Origin of the sequence: Paraburkholderia nodosa (genome assembly GCF_001718195.1) — a bacterium.
Taxonomy (GTDB): domain Bacteria; phylum Pseudomonadota; class Gammaproteobacteria; order Burkholderiales; family Burkholderiaceae; genus Paraburkholderia; species Paraburkholderia nodosa_A.
In genome coordinates, this window is sequence record NZ_MCNV01000020.1 from 1 (window position 1) to 20,137 (window position 20,137).

Genomic DNA, 20,137 nt, shown 5'->3' on the forward strand with positions numbered 1-20,137 from the left:
GCGCCGTCGTTGATGCCCGACGCGTTCGCCGCCGTCACCGTGCCTTCCTTGTTGAACGCCGGCTTCAGGCCCGCGAGCGATTCGGCCGTCACGCCGTGGCGCACGAATTCGTCGGTCCTGAACTGCAGCGGCTCACCCTTGCGCTGCGGAATTTCCACCGAGACGATCTCTTCGTCGAAACGGCCCGCCTTCTGCGCGGCTTCCGCCTTGTTCTGCGAGAGCGCCGCAAACGCGTCCTGTTCTTCGCGCGTGATGCCGTATTCCTTCGCGACGTTCTCCGCCGTCACGCCCATGTGGTACTGGTTGTACACGTCCCACAGGCCGTCGACGATCATGCTGTCGATGAGCCTCGCGTCGCCCATGCGGAAGCCGTCGCGCGAGCCCGGCAGCACGTGCGGCGCGGCGCTCATGTTCTCCTGGCCGCCGGCCACGACGATGTCCGAATCGCCCGCGATGATCGCGTTGGCCGCGAGCATCACCGCCTTCAGGCCCGAGCCGCACACCTTGTTGATCGTCATGGCGGGAACGGCCGCGGGCAGGCCCGCCTTGATCGATGCCTGGCGCGCCACGTTCTGGCCCGAACCGGCCGTCAGCACCTGACCCATGATCACGTCGCTCACCTGCTCGGGCTTCACACCCGCGCGCTCGAGCGCGGCCTTGATGACGATCGCGCCCAGGTCGGGCGCCGCCACCTTCGCGAGCGAGCCGCCGAATTTGCCTACTGCCGTACGTGCGGCCGAAACGATCACAATGTCAGTCATTTCCAGATCCTCCGGGCGACTTGGTGGCGCGCCATGCGCCCCGCCCGTCAAGTTGTTAATCCGAATTCCGCAGCAAGCGTTTCAATTGCCTCAATCGCGCTGCTGCACATAGCGCCCCGGCGCCGGCTCGATCTCGGGGAATTCCGCCGAGCCGGCTTGCGCACGCGGCTTCACCTTCTTGCCGCCGTACTGATCGAGCCATTCGGCCCAGGTCGGCCACCAGCTGCCGGGTTTTTCCTCGGCAACCGCGAACCAGTCGTCGGCTTCTTCCGGCAGATGCTTCGCGTCGGCCTCGACGCTCCAGAAGCTGCGCTTGTTCTTCGATGCCGGGTTGATCACGCCGGCGATATGGCCCGACGCGCCAAGCACGAATTTCAGCGGCCCGGACAGCAACGGCACCGACGCATACGCCGTGCGCCAGGGCACGATGTGATCCTCGCGCGAACCGTAGATGAAGGTCGGCACGTCGATGCGCGACAGATCCACTTCCTCGCCGCACACCGTGAGCGCGCCCGGCTCACGCAGCTTGTTTTCAAGGTACGTATTGCGCAGGTACCACGCGTACATCGGCCCCGGCAGGCTCGTCGAGTCGCTGTTCCAGAACAGCAGGTCGAACGGCGCGGGCGTACGGCCCTTCAGGTAATTGTCGACGACGTAGTTCCAGACCAGATCGTTGGGCCGCAGGAACGAGAACGTGTTCGCGAACTCGACGCCGCGCATGAGCCCCGGCGTGCCGCCGTTCTTGCCGCCGATGGTCTGCTCACGCATCTGCACGTGGGCTTCGTCGACGAACACATCGAGCACGCCCGTGTCGCCGAAGTCGAGCATCGCGGTGAGCAGCGTCATCGATGCAGCGGGATGTTCGCCGCGCGCCGCGGCGACGGCCAGCGCCGTGGCGAGGAGCGTGCCGCCCACGCAAAAACCGAGCGTGTTGATCTGCTCGCGCTCGCTGATGCTGCGCGTCGTCTCGATGGCCGTGAGCACGCCCTCTTCGATGTAGTCGTCCCAGGACCGGTCCGCGATCGACGCGTCGCCGTTGTGCCACGAGACGAGGAACACCTGCTGCCCCTGCTCCAGCGCATACGCGACGAGCGAGTTCTCGGGCTGCAGGTCGAGGATGTAGTACTTGTTGATGCACGGCGGCACGATCAGAAGCGGCCGCTCGCGCACGGTGGCCGTGCGCGGCTTGTACTGGATCAGCTGGAATAGCGCGTTTTCGAATACGACCGAACCTTCGGTGGTCGCGAGGTTGCGGCCCACCACAAAGCGCGACTCGTCGGTTTGCGAAATCTTGCCGCGCGACATGTCGCCGATCAGGTTCATCACACCCTGGCGCAGGCTCTCGCCATGGGTTTCGAGCAAGGCGCTCTGCGCGTCGGGATTGAGCGCGAGGAAGTTGCTGGGCGAAGCTGCCGCGGTCCACTGCTGAACGGCGAAGCGAATGCGCTCGCGCGTCTTCGCATCGGTATCGAGCGCGTCGACGAGTTCGTGCAGGTAGCGCGCGTTGAGCAGATACCACGCCGCCGTGAATGCATACGCGGGCGTGGCCTTCCAGGCGTCGGAACTGAAGCGCCGGTCCTTGAGTTCGGGCGCCTTGGGCGTGGTGTCGGTGGCCTGACGCAGCAAGTCGAGCGCGTCGCGCGAATATTCCGCCTGCAGATGCTGAAGGCGCGTGGGTTCGATCGATGCCGTGGGAAGCTTGAAACCTTCGAACGGGTTCGCGCCACCGAACGGATTGGCTGCGCCGAAAGGACTGCCGGCAGCGAACGGATTGCCCGCGGCGAAGGGATTGCCGGCTGCAAATGGATTGCCCGCAGCGAAAGGATTGGACGCAGCGAAAGGGTTGCCTGCAGCAAAGGGATTACCCGCAGCGAAAGGATTGACCGGCGCGCCGTTGCCCGCCGGCGGCCACCAGTTGGCCGCGAGTCCCGCGAGGGGCGCTTGCTGCGCCGCGCCGCCGGTTTGCTGCGCAGCATTCAGGGCGCTCTTCCAGGCGTTCGTCCACGCGTCGAGATACTGCTGCATGCCGGCTGCGTCGGGAGCAAAAGGCGGATTGCCGCGCGTCGCACCATCAGTTGAGGCGCCCGTGCCCGGGGCAGTCTTGGAACGTTGAGATGCCGTCATGCCTGCTTTTGACCGATGTGTCCCGAAGGACTGGTTGAGAGGCAGGTGGTACGCATACGGGCGCCGTTGCGGCGCTCGTCACGACCTGTCCCGTGGGTGAAGGACATTCTTGCTCCCCATTGCAAAGCGTGTCAATGCTTGTGCCCGATTTTGCCGCGCTGCGATATTTTTTTAATTATCGTTTTCCCGATGTAATCAATTGTTTAACTGCCGCGACACATTGCTGTGCGGTCTGGCGCACGAAAATCCGCCGTCGCGGCAAGCGTTTGCAGTGCAATGCGGCAATCGGGGAGCTAATGCACCGTGAGAGGAGCACAGTGCGTTGCGGGAATAGCTGCAGCGCAACAAAAATCGTCTGACTCGCCACGCGCCGCCTCGCCGTTTCACGACGGCGGCGCGGCGCAGCGAGGTCAGGGATTGAGCCAGATCAGCGCGGCCATGCGGCCGGTGACGCGATCGCGCCGGTACGAATAGAAGCGCTCGCGCAGCGTAACCGTGCACAGGTCGCCGCCGCTCACGTGGCGCACGCCGAGCGTATCGAGCCGCAGCCGCGCCAGCGCGGGAAGATCGGCGAGGTATTTGGCGCTCGCCTCGGGGCGCGCCACGAAGGCCGCCGCGGTGGCGGCGCGATGGGCATCGCGTCGCGCCGCGTCGACCTGCTCCGCATGGGTCATGAACGCGTCGCGCACGTCGGCGCCGACCTCGAAGGCCGTCGGCCCGATCGCGGGGCCGAGGTACGCATGCAGGTCGGCCGTCGCACAGCCGGCGAGCGCCGCGACGCGCTCGGCCGTGCGCTCGATGACGCCCGCGGCCAGCCCGCGCCAGCCCGCGTGCGCGGCGCCCACGGCGCGGCCCTCGCCATCGCAGAGCAAGACGGGCATGCAGTCGGCCACCATCACCGTGCAGGCGATGCCGGGCTCGGCGCTCACGCTCGCATCGGCTTCGAGCGGGGCGCCCGCGCGCGCGGCCGCAAGCGCCTGCGCGGCGTCGACCACGATCGGACCGTGGATCTGCTTGAGCCACGCGGCCGGCACGCCCGCATGCGCGAGCAGCCGCTCGCGGTTCGCCTCGACGTGCGCAAGATCGTCGCCGGAGCCGCGGCCGAGATTCAGGCCGCCGGGGAGATCCACGCCTTCACCGCCATGCGCCGCCTGCCAACGCCCGAATGGCGGCTCGCTCACGCCGCCGTCGCGCGTCGTCACCAGGGCGCGTACGCGCGGCGAAACCTGCCAGTCGGGATGCAGCAAAGCGTCGGATGTCAGTTCCGGGCAGGTCGTCATGCGTGCTTATCCTCGGTTTGCTCGTCGTCTTCGTCGTCTTCGTCATCTTCTTCGTCGCTGCCGATCACGTAGCCTTCGTCGGTGTACGCGCTGTCGAACATGTCCTCATCGAAGCCGGCTTCGTCCTCGTCTTCCTCGCCGCCGAAGCCGAGCGCCTCGATCAGCGCGTCCAGGTCGTCGGGCACTTCGGCGCGCCATTGCATCGAGCGGCCCGTGACCGGATGAACGAGGCCGAGACGCCACGCGTGCAGCGCCTGGCGCGCGAAGCCATCGGGCAGCGCCGCGACCGAGCGCTTGCCGCGCGCGTGGCCGTACACCGGATCGCCCAGCAGCGGATGACCGATGTGCGCGCAGTGAACACGAATCTGATGTGTGCGCCCCGTTTCCAGGTCGCAATGAATGGCGCTCACGGGCTGGTTGTGCCAGAGCGTCTTGTCGATGCGCCGGAAGTGCGTGCGCGCGGGCTTGCCCGACGCGCCCTTCACCACCGCCATGCGCGTGCGCTCGCGCGGGTCGCGGCCGATGGGTGCATCGATGGTGCCTTCGTCGGCCATGTTGCCCCACACGAGCGCGAGATAGCGGCGCTTGACCGTGCGCGCCTGCAGCTGGCGAACGAGGTCCGTCTGCGCCTCTAGCGTGCGCGCGACAACCATCAACCCGGACGTTTCCTTGTCGAGCCGATGCACGATTCCCGCGCGCGGCAGACCCGCCGCGGCTTCGCCATAACGATGCAGGAGACCGTTGAGGAGCGTGCCGCTCCAGTTGCCCGCGGCCGGATGCACGACGAGCCCGGCGGGCTTGTTGATGACGACGATGGCGTCGTCCTCGTAGACGATGTCGAGCGGCACCGGCTCGGGCGTGAACGCGAGCTGCTCGGGCAGGAGGTCCGGCACGAGCTCGATGGTCGCGCCGAGCGGCACCGGCTGGCGCACCTTGGCCGGCTTGCCGTCCACGCGCACGCGCTGCTCTTCGATCCAGCCCTGCAGACGGCTGCGTGAAAATTCCGGAAATACCTTGGCGAGCACCTTGTCGAGGCGCTCGCCAGCGAGCTCATCTGGCACCTGAACCGAGCGCGGGGCTTCGTCGCCGCGCGCACGCGGGGCGCCGCCGACGCCCTCGCCTGCGAGTTCGTCGTCGAGCCCCTCACTGGAGGCTGCGTCATCGGGCGCATCGCCCAGGCTATAATCTCTGATGCTGTTTTGGGCGCCGGGAGCGCCGGCCCCCGGAATAACTGTACGGGTCATTGAGTCTGGGTCACCTGTAGACCTGAAGCTGGACTGGATAAATGCGAGCCTTGAACACGATTACGAAACTGGCCCAACACGCGGTGGCCCGAAACGCAATGCGCGCGACGCGAGCAAACACGCTCGGCAAGATTGGCAACATCATTCGGCTTGCTGCTTGCGGCGCGGCGTTCGCCGTGGTCGCGGCCTGCCACGGCCTGCCGGAAAAGACCGACGAAACGGCAGCGTGGAACAACAACAAATTATATACGGAGGCCCAGGACGCGCTCTCCGGCGGCGACTGGGGCAAGTGCGCAAAATATTTTGAAGCACTCCAGGGCCGCGACCCGTTCGGCCACTTCGCCCAGCAGGCGCAGATCAACGTGGCCTACTGCAACTGGAAGGACAACGAGAACGACGCCGCCGACCAGGCGATCAACCGCTTCATCCAGTTGCACCCGGATCACCCGGACATCGCCTACGCGTACTATCTCAAGGGCATGATCCACTTCAACGACGACCTGGGTCTGTTCGGCCGCTTCTCGGGCCAGGACATGAGCGAGCGCGACCCGAAGTCGCTACGCGAGTCGTATGACGCGTTCAAGGTGGTGGTCGACAAGTATCCGCAGAGCAAGTACGCGCCGGACGCCGCCCAGCGCATGCGCTACATCGTGAACGCGCTCGCCTCGCACGAAGTGCACGCGGCCGACTACTACTATCGCCGGGGCGCCTATGTGGCGGCCATCAACCGCGCGCAGCTCGCGATTCAGGACTACAAGAGCGCGCCGGCAATCGAAGACGCGCTGCACATCATGATCCTGTCGTACCAGAAGCTCGATCAGCCGCAGCTCGCCGAAGACACGCGCCGCGTGCTCGCCGGCACCTTCCCGGACAGCCCGTACATCACCGGTCACGCCCGTCCCGGCAAGGAAAACAAGTCCTGGTGGCAGATCTGGTGATCGCCGCGCCTCTAGCCTGAGGCCCGCAGCAAAGCAAAACGCCACGGTTTCCCGTGGCGTTTTTTTTGGCTTCGGCGGCCGCAACGCAGGCTACGCGCCTGCGCTGTCGCGGCGTTTGCTCAGTCGCGCTCGAACAGCGCGATCGATTCCACGTGCGACGTGTGCGGGAACATGTTGACCACGCCCGCGCCCTTGAGCCGATAGCCGGCCTCGTTGACGAGCACGCCCGCGTCGCGGGCCAGCGTCCCGGGACTGCACGACACATAGACGATGCGTTTGGGCAGCGGGCCATTGCCGCTCTGCGCGATTTCCGCGAGCGCCTGGGAAACGGCGAACGCGCCTTCGCGCGGCGGGTCGACGAGGAACTTGTCGAAGTGGCCGAGCGCGCGGATGTCGTCGGCGGTGACTTCGAACAGGTTGCGGCACGCAAACGACGTGTGGCCGTCCACGCCGTTGGCGCGGGCATTTTCGAGCGCGCGCGCCGTCAGCGTATCGCTGCCTTCGATCCCCACCACTTCGCGCGCGAGACGCGCGAGCGGCAGCGTGAAGTTGCCGATACCGCAGAACAGATCGAGCACGCGGTCGCCGGCCTCGGGCGCGAGCAGGCGCAGCGCGCGGCCCACCAGCACGCGGTTGATCTGGTGATTGACCTGGGTGAAGTCCGTCGGCTTGAACGGCATGCGAATGCCGTATTCGGGCAGCGTGTAGTCCAGCTCCTTGTCGAGCGGATAGAACGGGAACACCGTGTCCGGGCCCTTCGGCTGCAGCCAGAACTGGACGTTGTGCGCGTCCGCGAACGCGCGCAGCAGGTCTTCGTCTGCGGCCGTGAGCGGCTCGAGAATGCGCAGCACGAGCGCCGTCACGCTCGAACCCACGGCGAGTTCGATCTGCGGCATGCGATCGCGAATCGACAGCGCGGCCACCAGATGACGCAGCGGCACGAGCATCGCCGAGACGTTCGGCGGCAGCACTTCGCAGCTCGTCATGTCGGCCACGTAGCTGCTCTTCTTCTCGTGGAAGCCGACCAGCACACCGCCCTTCTTCGGCACATTGCGCACCGTGAGGCGCGCACGATAGCGGTAGCCCCACGACGGCCCGTGAATCGGCCGGAACATCGTCTCCGAGCGCACCTTCGAGAGGTGCATGAGGTTATCTTCGAGGACGCGCTGCTTGACGGCGATCTGCGCTCGCACGTCGAGGTGCTGCATCGAGCAGCCGCCGCAGGTGCCGAAGAACGCGCATTGCGGCTTCGTGCGGATCGCGCTCTCGCGCAGCACGTCGACCACCTGCGCCTGTTCGAACGTGGGCTTCTTGCGGTAGCTCAGGTAGGTCACGCGCTCGCCCGGCAACGCGCCCTCGACGAAGATCACCTTGCCGGGCTCGCCCGTCTCGGTCACGGTGCGGCCAACGCCGCGGGCCTCCATGTCGAGCGACTCGATCTCGAGAATGGGGGCATGAGCGACCGAAGCTTCGATGGCGGCGCGCTTTTCGGCGCGGCGCTCGCGCTTGCTGCGCCTTTTCGTGGGCGTGGACGGCATAGGCTCGGCCTGGGCAGGCTCGGCTTGAGGGTCGGGGGCAGCTTGAGACACCAGCGGATTCCTGACTGACGATGAGTGAATTGTGGGCGAAGGCGAGATTGTAGTCGAAGTCGGCGCCCGCGCTGCGTCGCTGCCGTTTGCGCACTGGACCGATTGGGCGCGCTGCGCCCCCTCTGCGTCGCTGCCATCGCATTCGTCATACGACATATCGGGAAAAACAGGCTAGGGTTAAACATGCGTGCGCGAACCGCCGCCGCACCATACGAGGAGCGTGCCGATGAAACTGGTGAGCTGGAATGTGCAGTGGGGCCGCGACGCTTCTGGCGTCGTCGATCTCGCGCGCACGGTGCGCGAGGCGCAGCGCCTCGCCGACTTCGACGTGCTGTGCCTGCAGGAGATCACGCGCGGCTTCCGGGCGCTGCCGGGTGGTCCCGGCGACGATCAGTTCGCCGAACTGCGCGCGCTGCTGCCCGGCTATACGGTCATCGAGGCGATCGGCGCCGACTTGCCTGCGCCGCGTGGCGCGCGAGCCTCCAGTCAAGGCACGGCGCAGATGCCGCGCCGCCAGTTCGGCAACACGCTCGCCACGCGCTTGCCGCTCGCGCAGGTTTTTCGCCATGCTCTGCCGTGGCCCGCCGACTCCACCGCACCCTCAATGCAACGCGTGGCGCTCGAAGCCGTGCTCGACGTGCCGGGCGGCGCGCTGCGCGTGCTGGTCACGCATCTGGAGTTTTATTCGCTGCGCCAGCGGCTCGCGCAAGTCGACGAGCTGCGGCGCCTGCAGCAGGAAGCCGCCGATCACGCGGCGCATCCCGCGCCCGCCGAAAACGATGTGGGCCCGTTCGCCCGCACCGCGCGTCCAGTATCCGCGATCGTCTGCGGCGACTTCAACAGCGCGTGGGGCAGCGAGGCGTACACGCGCATGCTCGAACCGCTCGCGGGCAGCCCAGCCTTCATCGACGCGTGGACCGCGCTGCATGCGGGCGCGACGCCGCCGCCAACGGCCGGCGTGTATGACACGAAGCAATGGTCGGACGGTCCGCTCGCGTGCGACTTCGTCTTCATCACGGAGGATTTGCGCCCACGCTTGCGAAACTGTGAGATAGACGGCGCGACCCAGGCTTCGGATCATCAGCCGATCGTGTTCGAACTCGGCTGAGGGACGACGCCGTGCCTAGCTCGCGAAGGCCTCGAGATACTCGCCCCAATGCGGTGCGGATTCCGCGGCGAGCGACTGCTTCACGAACTCGATCTCATCCCCATATTCGCGCTCTGTGAAACCGCCGCGCATCATCTGAAACCGGCAATAGAGCAGATACGTGTTGACCACGTCGGTTTCGCAGTAGTTGCGGATCTCCTCGATGCGGCCTTCCTGAAACGCGGTCCACACCTGGCCGCCGTCCATGCCGAGCTTGCCCGGAAAACCGCAGAGCTTCGCGAGCGCGTCGAGCGGTGCGTTAGCGCGCGGCTGATACATCGCGAGGACATCCATCAGGTCGGTGTGACGCGTGTGGTAGCGGCTAAGGTAGTTGTTCCACTTGAACTCGCGGTCCTCTTCACCCGTTTCCCAGTAGCGCACCGCGCGAATGCCGTGCACGAGCGCACGATAGTGCAGCACCGGCAAGTCGAAGCCGCCGCCGTTCCACGACACGAGCTGCGGCGAGTACTTCTCGATCGTGCGGTAGAACGAATCGATCAGGCGCGCCTCGCCGTCTTCGGGCGTGCCGAGCGAGCGCACGCGAAAGCCCTGGCCGTCGCGAAATACGCACGAGATAGCAGCGACACGCTGCAGGTGATGCGGCAGGAAATCGCTGCCGGTTTTCTCGCGGCGCGCGGCGAAGGCGTGCTCGGCGACTTCGGTGTCGGTGAGCGCGGCGGGCAGATCGTCGAGACGGCGAATGCCGTCGACATCGGGAATCGTCTCGATGTCGAATACGAGTACAGGAACTGTCATTCAGATGGACTGCGAGGGTTTAAAGTACGGCGTCCTTGCGCACGCCGTTCGAAGCGAAAAAGCGCTTGAGGCGCACCAGCGCTTCCTGCTGGATCTGCCGCACGCGCTCGCGGGTGAGGCCCATTTCGTCGGCCAGCTCTTCGAGCGTGGCGGGCTCGATATGGTTCAGCCCGAAGCGCCGTTCGATGACATGGCGATGCTTATCGGATAACCGGCCGAGCCACGCGCGTGTAAGCGTTTCCAGTTCGCGATGCTGCACTTCGGCATCGGGCGACTGGCTCTGGTCGTCCGAGAGCAGGTCGAGCAGGCTGCTGGCCGGGTCGAGGTCGAGCGGAGCGTCGAGCGAGGCCGTGTGTTCGTTGAGCGCGAGAATGTCAGTGACTTCCTCGGTGGTCTTGCCCGTGAGATACGCGATGTCGTCGATGCTCGCGTCGCGCCGCTCGGAGGCCGAATCGGCGTTGAGCGAGTTCTTCTCCAGATGTCGCTTCGCGCGCAGCACCTGGTTGAGCTCACGGATCACGTGCACCGGCAAACGCACGGTGCGCGCCTGGTTCATGATCGCGCGCTCGATGCTCTGGCGGATCCACCAGGTCGCATACGTCGAGAAACGGAAGCCGCGCGTGGGATCGAACTTTTCGATCGCGTGCATGAGGCCGAGGTTGCCCTCCTCGATCAGGTCGAGCAGCGGCACGCCGCGATTGAGGTAACCCTTGGCAATGCTGACGACGAGGCGCAGATTGCGCTCGATCATGACCTGACGCGCTTCGAACTCGCCGGCTTTGGCGAGCCGCGAGTAGCGCTGCTCCTCCTCGACAGTGAGGAGCGGCTTCACGCTGATCCGGTTCAGATAATGCTGGATGGTGTCGGCCGTGAGTTCGGCCTGCAGCATGGCGCGGAAATCGTCGGCGTCGGGTGCGGCATCGGCGGTTTCGGTGCCCTCGCCCGAGCCGCCTTCGTCGGACTGCGAATCGCGCTCTTCACGCTCCTCGCGCTCTTCGTAGTCGCGGCCGCCGTCGAGTTCGGGCGACGCGTCGTCGTCGCCCGCCTGCGCGCCGTCCTCCACCGAAACCTGGGCGGCTTGGCTGTCAGACTCGGATTGCTGCAGACGGCGCTTCGATTTCGGCATGGTCGGCTCGCTTTTATTGCGGCGGCAAGTACTTCAGTGGGTCGACGGGCTTACCCTGACGGCGTACTTCGAAATGCAGCATCACCCGGTCCGAGTCGGTATTGCCCATTTCGGCGATCTTCTGACCTTTGGTGACCGCATCCCCTTCTTTTACCATCAAAGTCCGGTTGTGTGCATACGCGGTCAAAAACGTCGCGTCATGCTTGATGATAATGAGATTGCCGTAACCGCGCAGCCCATTTCCGGCATAAACCACGCGTCCATCGCCGGCTGCCTTGACAGGATCGCCCGACGCACCGCCAATATTGATGCCCTTGTTCTTCGTATCGTCGAAGCCGTTGAGCACCGGACCACGCACCGGCCACGTGAGCGCGATGTTGCCGCCCGGCGCCGCGGCGACATCGCCGCCGCTCGCACCCGGCTGCGGCGGCACGGCGGCCGTCGGCGGGGCTGCGTTCGCACCCGAACCGTAGATCGGCGGCTGCGCCGGCGTCCCGGCTGCCGGAGCGCCCGGTGCAGCGCCCACGCCCGGCACCGGCGCGGTCACGACACCCGGCGTGTATGCCGACGGATTCGCACCCGGCGGCACGACGCGCAACAACTGGTCCACCTCAATCTGGTTCGGATTGGTGAGATTGTTCCACGTCGCGATGTCGCGATAATTCTGGCCGTTTTCGAGCGCAATCCTATAGAGAGTGTCGCCCGGCTTCACCCGGTAATATCCCGGAGGCGGCGGCCCGAGCGGCACCGGCGGCTGTGCAGCCGCCGTGCCGAGCGGCGCGGTGCGGTCCACCACGGGTGCCTGATCGAGTCGCGTGGCGCAGGCGGCCAGAAGACAGAGCGCGGCGACCGCGGCGCCGCGCTGGGCTGCGATCAGCGTGGCTTCGGGCAGGTCGACATTCAGGCGGTTTCTTTTGATCGCGCGCAACATACTCATCGGATTCAGATCACTCCAGATTTTAAGGGGACAAAGAAAACGCGATCCAGGCGTGACTCCCGCCACTGCGCCGGCCCCGTACGCTCGACGAGCGTGAGGACCTGCGTCGCTTCGCCGGCGGCACTCTGGGTGCCGGACACCGCGACCGGCGCCACGAGCCGCCCGCCAATGGCGAGCTGCTCGAGCAGCGCCTGCGGCACGTCGAAGCCCGCAGCAGCGATCACGATCGCGTCGAACGGCGCCGCCGACGGCAAACCGAGCCGTCCGTCGCCGTAGTGCAAGCGGATATTCGGGATACGCAGCGGACGAAGATTCGTCTTCGCGCGCTCGTATAACGGCTTGATGCGCTCAATGGAATACACGTCGCGTGCGATCTGGCTCAACACCGCTGCCTGATAGCCGCAGCCGGTGCCGATTTCGAGCACGCGCTCCAGCACGCGGCCCGCGCCCGCGAGCTCGAGCATGCGCGCGACCACGGAAGGCTTTGAGATGGTCTGGTGATGACCGATCGGCAACGCCGCATCTTCGTAGGCCTGGGTCGCGAGACCCGGATCGATGAACATGTGGCGCGGCACGGCCGCGAGCGCCTGGAGCACGCGCGCATCGGCGATGCCGTTCGCACGCAGGCGTTCGACCATGCGTTCGCGTATGCGTTCCGAAGTCAGCGCATGCGCGCCGTTGAGCGCAACGGCGGGCGCGCCCGTGACGGCCACAGCAGCACGCGGCACACTCACGCCGCCCGGCATGGCGGCGCGCGGCGCGGCAGCGTTGCCGGCAGGATGCGCAGGCTTGATCGAACCCGCCGGCTTTGCGCTCACCGGCTTCGCATTGACCGGCTTCGCAGGCGGCGCCTTGAACGGTGTGCTCACGGAGGACTTCGCGACGGCCGGATTACCTACCTTCGCGCCGGGCTTCGCGAGTGTGCCGACGCCCGGTTTCGACGGACTGCTGTTGCCCGCGTTCGCGAGCGAGGGGCGTGCTTCGCCCGGACGCGCGTCGCGCCGGCGCGGCTCGCGTACGAGATCCGCAAGCCCGAGCGGAAAACGCTTCGTGCGCTCGCCCGTCATGAAGCACTGCCGCCCTTGCGCGCCCAGTCGTGCGTCGCGGACAGCATTTGCGTATGGGTGAGATCGAGTTGCAGCGGCGTGATCGACACATGGCCGTTCGCTACCGCGTGGAAGTCCGTGCCCTCGCTCGCATCGCGTGCGCTGCCCGACGGCCCGATCCAGTAAATCGGCTCGCCGCGCGGGTTGGTCTCGCGGATCACGGGCTGCGAAGGATGACGCTTGCCGAGGCGTGTGACGCGCCAGTCGCCAAGCTCTTCGTACGGCAGGTTCGGAATGTTGACGTTCAGCAGCGGATGACCCGGCAGCGGGTTCGCGAGGTAATGCGCAACGATCTCGGCCGCGACGCGCGCGGCGGAATCGAGATGCACCCAGTCTTTATCGACGAGCGAGAACGCGATGGCCGGCAAGCCGAACATAATGCCTTCGGTCGCCGCGGCCACCGTGCCCGAGTACAGCGTGTCCTCGCCCATGTTCTGGCCGTTGTTGATGCCGGAGACCACGAGGTCGGGTTGCTGGTCGAGCATGCCCGTGAGTGCGATGTGCACCGAGTCGGTGGGCGTGCCGTTCACGTAATAGAAGCCGGTGCTCGCCGATCGCAACACCGACAGCGGGCGCCACAGCGTAAGCGAGTTCGATGCGGCGCTGCAGTTCTGCTCGGGCGCCATGACCGTGACTTCGCCGAGCGGCTTGAGCGCTTCATACAGCGCCGCAAGGCCGGGGGCGAGGTAACCGTCGTCGTTGCTGAGTAGTATTCGCATCGAGCGATTGTAACCGAGGAAAGAAGGCACGCGAACGACAGCCCGGCCCATACGCCAGGGCGTGTCTGCCGCTGGGCTGCACGTCGAAATCATGCGCCGGTGCGGGGCGCATTCGCATCCACGGCACGGCTCGAAAGACACCCGGTCATCGACGCGAAATAAATCGCACGATCGTTCGCATTGCGGCGGATTGCCGTACACTGTCCCGCGGTAGCGAATGCATGACCGACGCAACTGCAAGCAACCGAACCGGAAAAGACAGGAGACACGATGCGCGCAATCCGCTGCAACCAGTACGGACCACCCGACTCGCTCACGCTCGAAGACTCGCCCGACCTCGTGCCGGGCCCCGGTCAGGTCGTGATCGACGTGAAGGCCGCGGCCGTGAATTTTCCCGATGTACTCATCATCGAGAACAAGTATCAGATGAAGCCGCCGCTGCCCTTCACGCCCGGCGCCGAACTCGCGGGCGTCGTGCGCGCGGCGGGCGAAGGCGTGAAGCTCGCGCCCGGTACGCGCGTAGTGGCCTATGTGGGCACTGGCGCGTTCGCCGAGCAGGCGCTTGCGGACGCATCGGCGTGCGTGGCGCTGCCCGAAGGCGCCGATTTCGCGACGGCCGCCGCCTTCACGCTCGCGTATGGCACGTCGCATCACGCGGTGGTCGATCGCGCGGCCCTGCGCGCAGGCGAAACGATGCTCGTGCTCGGCGCGGCGGGCGGCGTGGGCCTCGCGGCTGTCGAAATCGGCAAGGTGCTCGGCGCGCGCGTGATCGCGGCCGCCTCGAGCGAAGAGAAGCTCGAAGTCTGCCGCCGCTTCGGTGCGGACGCCACCATCAACTACAGCACCGAGGACTTGCGCGAGCGCATCAAGGCGCTCACCGACGGCAAAGGCCCCGACGTGATCTACGACCCGGTGGGCGGCGAGTATGCGGAACCGGCGTTCCGCAGCATCGGCTGGCGCGGCCGCTATCTCGTGGTCGGCTTCGCGAATGGAGAGATTCCGAGGCTGCCGCTCAATCTCGCGCTGCTCAAGGGCGCGAGCCTCGTCGGCGTGTTCTGGGGCGATTTCGCGCGTCGCGAACCGCAGCACAATGCGGCAGCGTTCACGCAGATGATGGGCTGGATCGGTGAAGGCAAGCTCAAGCCGTACGTCTCGAAGCGCTACAAGCTCGCCGACGCCGCGCAGGCGCTCAAGGACATGGCCTCGCGCAAGGTGACGGGCAAGATCGTGATCGAGCCCTGAACGTTTCCTGCCACGCAGGACGCAAAGCGAAAACGGCTCGCCGGTGGTTCACCGGCGAGCCGTCTTGCATAAGGCACTCGCCTTAGACGATGTGTTGCTCGCGCAACCGTGCGATGTGGTCCGCGTCGTAGCCCAGCGTCCTCAGGACTTCATCCGTATGCTCGCCCAGCGCGGGACCAAGCCAGCGCGTGTCGCCGGGCGTCGCCGAAAGCTTGGGCGTGACCGCGGGCAGCGCGATGTCCACGCCTTCGCCTTCTTGCTGCCCCGGCGCTTGCCAGCGGAACTGCTGGATCATCTGGCGCGCCGCGAACTGCGGATCGGCGAACATGTCGGCCACGCTGTAGATGCGGCCCACGGGCACGTCGGCGGCATTGAGCACGTCGAGCGCTTCGTTGATGGTGCGCGTGGAAAGCCACGCCGCGATTGCGCCGTCGATCTCCGCCGTGCGCGGCACGCGGCCGTCGTTGTGGGCGAGTTGCGGATCGTTCGCGAGGTCCGCGCGGTCGATGGCCATCATCAGGCGCTTGAAGATCGGATCGCTGTTGCCGCCGATCACGATGCTACCGTCCCGGCACGGGTACGTATTCGACGGCACGATGCCCGGCAGCGACGCGCCGGTGCGCTCGCGCACCATGCCGTACATGCCGTACTCGGGCACCACGCTCTCCATCATGTTGAACACGGCCTCATAGAGCGCGACATCGACGATCTGGCCGCTGCCTCCGTTCATGTTGCGATGATGGAGCGCCATCATCGCGCCGATCACGCCGTGCAGCGCAGCGATCGAGTCGCCAATCGAAATGCCGATGCGCGGCGGCGGCAGATCGGGATAGCCGGTGATGTGGCGCAGGCCGCCCATCGATTCGGCGATCGCGCCGAAGCCCGGACGGTCGCGATACGGGCCGCTCTGGCCGTAGCCCGAGAGCCGCACCATCACGAGGCCGGGATTCTGCTTCGAGAGCACGTCGTAGCCGAGCCCGAGCTTTTCGAGCAGGCCGGGCCGGAAATTCTCGATGACGATATCGGCTTCCTTCGCGAGCCGCCGCACGATCTCCTTGCCCTCTTCGGCTTTGAGATTCACCGTGACGGACTTCTTGTTGCGCGCCTGCACGGCCCACCAGAGCGACGTGCCGCCCGCTTCCGGGTAGAGCTTGCGCCATTTGCGCAGCGGATCGCCGCCCTTGGGGTCTTCGATCTTGATGACCTCGGCGCCGAATTCGCCGAGAAAGCGAGCGGCGAACGGACCGGCGATCAGCGTGCCGAGTTCGAGGACTTTGACGCCCGCGAGCGGGCCCGTGCCTTTCGCTGCGGATGCGTTCGACCGGGAATGGGGGGAATCGTGGGAAGGGGCGGCTGCACTCATGGGGTCTCCTTTCATTCTGTTCGGCGAGCGGCACCACATCGAGTGCGCCGCGATCGAAGCCTGGCGGGACGCTACATCGAGCGCCGGTCGAGCATGGCCCGCGCGATGGTGCCCGCGTCGACATATTCGAGCTCGCCACCCACCGGCACGCCGCGTGCGAGACGCGTGACGGCGAGTCCGCGCGCCTTGAGCGTCTGACCGAGATAGTGGGCCGTCGCCTCGCCCTCGTTCGTGAAATTGGTGGCGAGCACCACTTCCTTGACGACGCCATCCGACGCGCGCTTCACGAGCCGGTCGAAATGGATCTCTTTCGGACCGATGCCGTCGAGCGGACTCAGATGCCCCATCAGCACGAAATACAAACCGCGGTACGTCATGGTCTGTTCGAGCATGATCTGGTCGGCCGGCGTTTCGACGACGCACAGCAGCGTAGGGTCACGCTCCTCGTCGAGGCACGTTTCGCACACCTGAGCTTCGGTGAAGGTATTGCACTTCTCGCAGTGCTTCAGATTCCCGGTCGCGAACAGGAGCGCGTTGCCGAGCTTTTCGGCGCCGTCGCGGTCGTGCTGCATCAGGTGATAGGCCATGCGTTGCGCCGACTTCGGCCCGACACCGGGCAACACGCGCAGCGCCTCGACGAGAGCGGCGAGAGCGGAAGGTTGTTTCATGCGGATTCAGCGCGAGATGCGCGACGGGGGTTTGAAGCGGAACCTGCTTCGGGGTGCTTCCTGCTGCCTGGTGTTGCTTGCTACTGCTTGCTACTGCTTGCTACTGCTTGCTACATTCGACGCCGTGACGCCGCGCAGCCCTGCCGGGTCGCGACGAGGCACGCGGGACACGCGGGCGCCGGCCTGCCTCACGCAGACGCGGCGCTCGCCACGTTCCTTAGAACGGCATCTTGAAGCCCGGCGGCAGCGGCAGGCCGGCGGTCATGCCGCCCATCTTTTCCTGCGACGTGGCTTCGGCCTTGCGCACCGCGTCGTTGAACGCCGCGGCCACGAGGTCTTCGAGCATGTCCTTGTCGTCCGTGAGCAGGCTCGGATCGATCGACACGCGGCGCACGTCGTTGCGGCAGGTCATCGTGACCTTGACGAGACCGGCGCCAGCCTGACCCTCGACTTCGATCTGGGCAAGCTGCTCCTGCATCTTCTTCATGTTTTCCTGCATCTGCTGGGCTTGCTTCATGAGCCCTGCGAGTTGGCCTTTCAACATAGTCACTGCTCCTTCTGGATCGTAGTCGTTCGAATCGATGCGCTCAAAAGCGCGCGACGCTCTGCGCGCCGCGCGCGGCGCAAATCAGTGGGCGGCCTGAGTGCCGCCCGATGCGGCTTCCGGCGCGACCGGCCGGATCGAGCCCGGCACGATGCTCGCGCCGAAATCGCGAATCAGTTGCTGCACGAAGGGGTCGGCGCCGATCTCGCGCTCGGCTTCGCGTTGACGCTGGGCGCGATCGGCGGCGTCGAGCGCGGCCGCCGTGCGGCGCGCGGGACCGACTTCCACGCTCACTTCAACGGTCTTGCCAAGCCGCTCGGCAAGCGCCGTCTTGAGCTTCGCGACCTGCGAGGCTTCGGCGTACTGCGGCACCGGCACGCTCAATTTGAGGAGCGTGCCTTCGAGCGCCGTCAGCTCGCTGTTGAACGCGAGCTGGTACGAGATGCCCTTGAGCGAAAGCGTGGCGGCAAGCGCAGGCCAGTCGCCCGTGAAACCGATCGGATCGAGCGCAATGCCCGGCGGCAGCTTGCTCACATCGACCACGGCCGGCGACGGCGTCGGCATCGCAGCGGCGGCGCGCGGCGCGGACGGCTCGCTGTCGTAAGGAGGCACGAAGCCGTCGTCGGGCGGCGCAAAGTACGCGTCATCGGCGCCGAGCGGCACATAGTCGTCGGGTGAAATATCGTCCCACGGCGGCGCGCCCGAAGCGTCTTGCTGCGCGTTTGCGTTGCGCGGCGTCTGTCGTGCCTGCGCTTCGTGCGCGGCGGCGCGGCGAGCCGGATCGGGCGTCGGCACCTTCACTTCCATGCGCGGTGCGGCCTTCGGCGCGGGCGCCGGGGCGCTCGCGCCGGCAGCGGCAGCGGGACGGCCCGTGGCAACGCGCATGCCCTTGCTGCGCAGCACGTCGAGCGCAGCGCTTGCACCACCACGCGCGGATGCCGCAGCGGCGGGTTCCTCACGAGACTCGAATTGCGGCGCGGGCGCAGCGGCCACGCTCTGCACAGCTTGTGTCTCTTCTGGCGCGGGAGCGGCCGCAGCCGGCTCGACCGGTGCCACAGGCGCAGCTTGTGGCGCTGCGCCCGGGTTCGGCGCGGACTCGCCCTCGTCCTCCCAGGGCGGGACGACGCGCGCTTCGTCCGCGGGCCTCGCGAGCGGCGCAAGCGCAGGCGCGGACGCGCTCGCTTGCGGCTCGGCATCGGGCATCTTCGCCGGTGCGGCTTCGGTCGGCTGCGGCAGCGGGGCGGCGGGCTTCGGCACGACTGGCTGCGCAGCGGCAGGCGCCGCACTGCGCGCCGACGCCGCTACCGGAGCCGCCGCACGCGCGCCCGCACCGGCCGCAGCGGGCTTCGACACAGGCGCACTGCCCACGCTGCCCGCGCTCACGGAAGGCTCGAACGCCAGCATGCGCAGGAGCGTCATCGTGAAGCCAGCGTATTCGTCGGGTGCCAGGCCGAGTTCGCTGCGCCCGAGGGTCGCGATCTGATAGAAAAGCTGGACCTGCTCCGGGCTCAACGCTTCCGCGAAACGGCGAATGTCGTCGGCTTCGGGCCACTCGTCGAGCACCGATGAAGGCGCGAATTGCGCCCAGCCAATGCGATGGAACAGACTCGCGAGGTCCTGCAGCGCGGCGGAAAACGACAGGCTGCGCAGCGCCATTTCGTCGGCGATGGCGAGCACGTTCGCGCCGTCGCCGGCCACGAGCGCGTCGATCATGCGGATCAGATAGCTTTGATCGAGCGCGCCGAGCATGCCGCGCACCGCTTCTTCGGTGACCTGGTTGGCCGAATACGCGATGGCCTGGTCGGTAAGCGAAAGCGCGTCGCGCATCGAGCCGTCTGCGGCGCGCGCGAGCAGGCGCAGCGCCTGCGCCTCGAACTCGACCTTCTCTTCTCCGAGAATATGCGTGAGATGCTCCACGATGTTGCCCGCCGGCATCTGCTTCAAATTGAATTGCAGGCAGCGCGAGAGCACCGTGACCGGAATCTTCTGCGGGTCCGTCGTCGCGAGGATGAACTTCACATGCGGCGGCGGCTCTTCCAGCGTCTTCAGCATCGCGTTGAAGGCGTGGTTCGTGAGCATGTGCACTTCGTCGATCATGTAGACCTTGAAGCGCGCATCGACCGGCGCGTAGACCGCACGCTCGAGCAGCGCGGCCATTTCGTCCACGCCGCGATTGCTCGCCGCATCCATCTCGACGTAATCGACGAAACGCCCTTCGTCGATTTCCCGGCACGCGCGGCACACGCCGCAGGGCTTCGACGTCACGCCGGTCTCACAGTTGAGCGCCTTGGCGAAGATACGCGACAGCGTCGTCTTGCCCACGCCGCGCGTGCCTGTGAAGAGGTACGCGTGATGCAGGCGGCCGCCGTCGAGTGCATGCGTGAGCGCGCGCACCACGTGCTCCTGTCCGACGAGCGAAGCGAAATCCTTCGGTCGCCACTTGCGTGCGAGAACTTGATAGGTCATCTGGAAATTGTATCAGCAACGCTCGCGCGTCCGGATGAATCGAAAGGCGGCCAATGCCCGGTTCGCGGCCGCCGCGCAATGGCGCGAGCCGGCGATTGCGGACGACGAAAACAGTGGCGATGCAGGC

General features: G+C 66.5%; 17 protein-coding genes. 3 read left to right on the forward strand and 14 right to left on the reverse strand.

What is annotated here, in order from left to right; translation table 11 throughout:
• The 4 genes from BFD71_RS27500 to BFD71_RS27515 form a co-directional block, all read right to left on the reverse strand.
• Positions 1–761, reverse strand: a 761-nt coding sequence (locus BFD71_RS27500; protein ID WP_141710818.1) for an acetyl-CoA C-acyltransferase, incomplete at its 3' end; no start/stop codon positions are given.
• Between the two features lie 90 nt (positions 762–851).
• The gene (gene phaC / locus BFD71_RS27505; protein ID WP_069267490.1) at positions 852–2,786 is read right to left on the reverse strand and encodes a class I poly(R)-hydroxyalkanoic acid synthase; all 1,935 of its coding nucleotides are present in this window, start codon (positions 2,784–2,786) and stop codon (positions 852–854) included.
• Between the two features lie 509 nt (positions 2,787–3,295).
• A complete protein-coding gene (pgeF, locus tag BFD71_RS27510; protein WP_069267491.1) occupies positions 3,296–4,165 on the reverse strand; it encodes a peptidoglycan editing factor PgeF in 870 nt (289 codons plus the stop codon).
• Positions 4,162–5,409, reverse strand: coding sequence for an RluA family pseudouridine synthase (locus BFD71_RS27515; protein WP_069267492.1), 1,248 nt, complete (start codon positions 5,407–5,409; stop codon positions 4,162–4,164). Before BFD71_RS27515 ends, pgeF begins: the two co-directional genes overlap by 4 nt.
• Positions 5,410–5,507: 98 nt before the next feature.
• On the opposite strand from BFD71_RS27515, the gene BFD71_RS27520 reads away from it, so the two are divergent.
• Positions 5,508–6,347, forward strand: coding sequence for an outer membrane protein assembly factor BamD (locus tag BFD71_RS27520; protein ID WP_069267493.1), 840 nt, complete (start codon positions 5,508–5,510; stop codon positions 6,345–6,347).
• Positions 6,348–6,466: 119 nt separating this feature from the next.
• Here BFD71_RS27520 and rlmD read toward each other — a convergent pair whose 3' ends face one another.
• Positions 6,467–7,771, reverse strand: coding sequence for a 23S rRNA (uracil(1939)-C(5))-methyltransferase RlmD (gene rlmD / locus BFD71_RS27525; RefSeq protein WP_441830567.1), 1,305 nt, complete (start codon positions 7,769–7,771; stop codon positions 6,467–6,469).
• Between the two features lie 391 nt (positions 7,772–8,162).
• Between rlmD and BFD71_RS27530 the strand changes: the two genes are divergently transcribed.
• Entirely contained in the window at positions 8,163–9,044 is an 882-nt protein-coding gene (locus BFD71_RS27530) for an endonuclease/exonuclease/phosphatase family protein (RefSeq protein ID WP_069267494.1), read from the forward strand.
• Positions 9,045–9,059: 15 nt separating this feature from the next.
• Here the strand turns inward: BFD71_RS27530 and BFD71_RS27535 are convergent, their stop codons facing one another.
• The 5 genes from BFD71_RS27535 to surE are packed head-to-tail and all read right to left on the reverse strand — an operon-like array spanning position 9,060 to position 13,727.
• Positions 9,060–9,839, reverse strand: coding sequence for a 3'-5' exonuclease (locus BFD71_RS27535; RefSeq protein ID WP_069267495.1), 780 nt, complete (start codon positions 9,837–9,839; stop codon positions 9,060–9,062).
• Positions 9,840–9,858: 19 nt separating this feature from the next.
• A complete protein-coding gene (rpoS, locus tag BFD71_RS27540) occupies positions 9,859–10,965 on the reverse strand; it encodes an RNA polymerase sigma factor RpoS (protein ID WP_069267496.1) in 1,107 nt (368 codons plus the stop codon).
• 13 nt (positions 10,966–10,978) lie between these two features.
• Positions 10,979–11,902, reverse strand: coding sequence for a peptidoglycan DD-metalloendopeptidase family protein (locus BFD71_RS27545; protein WP_069267497.1), 924 nt, complete (start codon positions 11,900–11,902; stop codon positions 10,979–10,981).
• A 5-nt stretch (positions 11,903–11,907) separates the two neighbouring features.
• Positions 11,908–12,969: a protein-L-isoaspartate(D-aspartate) O-methyltransferase gene (locus BFD71_RS27550; RefSeq protein ID WP_069267498.1), complete on the reverse strand. Its 1,062-nt coding sequence runs from the start codon at positions 12,967–12,969 to the stop codon at positions 11,908–11,910.
• Positions 12,966–13,727 carry a 5'/3'-nucleotidase SurE gene (surE, locus tag BFD71_RS27555; protein ID WP_069267606.1) on the reverse strand — a complete coding sequence of 254 codons (762 nt, stop codon included), beginning with the start codon at positions 13,725–13,727 and terminating at the stop codon, positions 12,966–12,968. Before surE ends, BFD71_RS27550 begins: the two co-directional genes overlap by 4 nt.
• 270 nt (positions 13,728–13,997) lie before the next feature.
• On the opposite strand from surE, the gene BFD71_RS27560 reads away from it, so the two are divergent.
• The gene (locus BFD71_RS27560; RefSeq protein ID WP_069267499.1) at positions 13,998–14,969 is read left to right on the forward strand and encodes an NADPH:quinone oxidoreductase family protein; all 972 of its coding nucleotides are present in this window, start codon (positions 13,998–14,000) and stop codon (positions 14,967–14,969) included.
• An 82-nt stretch (positions 14,970–15,051) separates the two neighbouring features.
• On the opposite strand, the gene BFD71_RS27565 is transcribed toward BFD71_RS27560, so the two are convergent.
• The 4 genes from BFD71_RS27565 to dnaX form a co-directional block, all read right to left on the reverse strand.
• Positions 15,052–16,332 carry a CaiB/BaiF CoA transferase family protein gene (locus BFD71_RS27565; protein WP_069267500.1) on the reverse strand — a complete coding sequence of 427 codons (1,281 nt, stop codon included), beginning with the start codon at positions 16,330–16,332 and terminating at the stop codon, positions 15,052–15,054.
• A gap of 71 nt (positions 16,333–16,403) precedes the next feature.
• Positions 16,404–17,000 carry a recombination mediator RecR gene (recR, locus tag BFD71_RS27570; protein ID WP_028204939.1) on the reverse strand — a complete coding sequence of 199 codons (597 nt, stop codon included), beginning with the start codon at positions 16,998–17,000 and terminating at the stop codon, positions 16,404–16,406.
• Positions 17,001–17,217: 217 nt separating this feature from the next.
• Positions 17,218–17,544: a YbaB/EbfC family nucleoid-associated protein gene (locus tag BFD71_RS27575; protein ID WP_069267501.1), complete on the reverse strand. Its 327-nt coding sequence runs from the start codon at positions 17,542–17,544 to the stop codon at positions 17,218–17,220.
• 84 nt (positions 17,545–17,628) lie between these two features.
• Positions 17,629–20,010: a DNA polymerase III subunit gamma/tau gene (gene dnaX, locus BFD71_RS27580; RefSeq protein ID WP_069267502.1), complete on the reverse strand. Its 2,382-nt coding sequence runs from the start codon at positions 20,008–20,010 to the stop codon at positions 17,629–17,631.
• Positions 20,011–20,137: the final 127 nt, after the last annotated feature.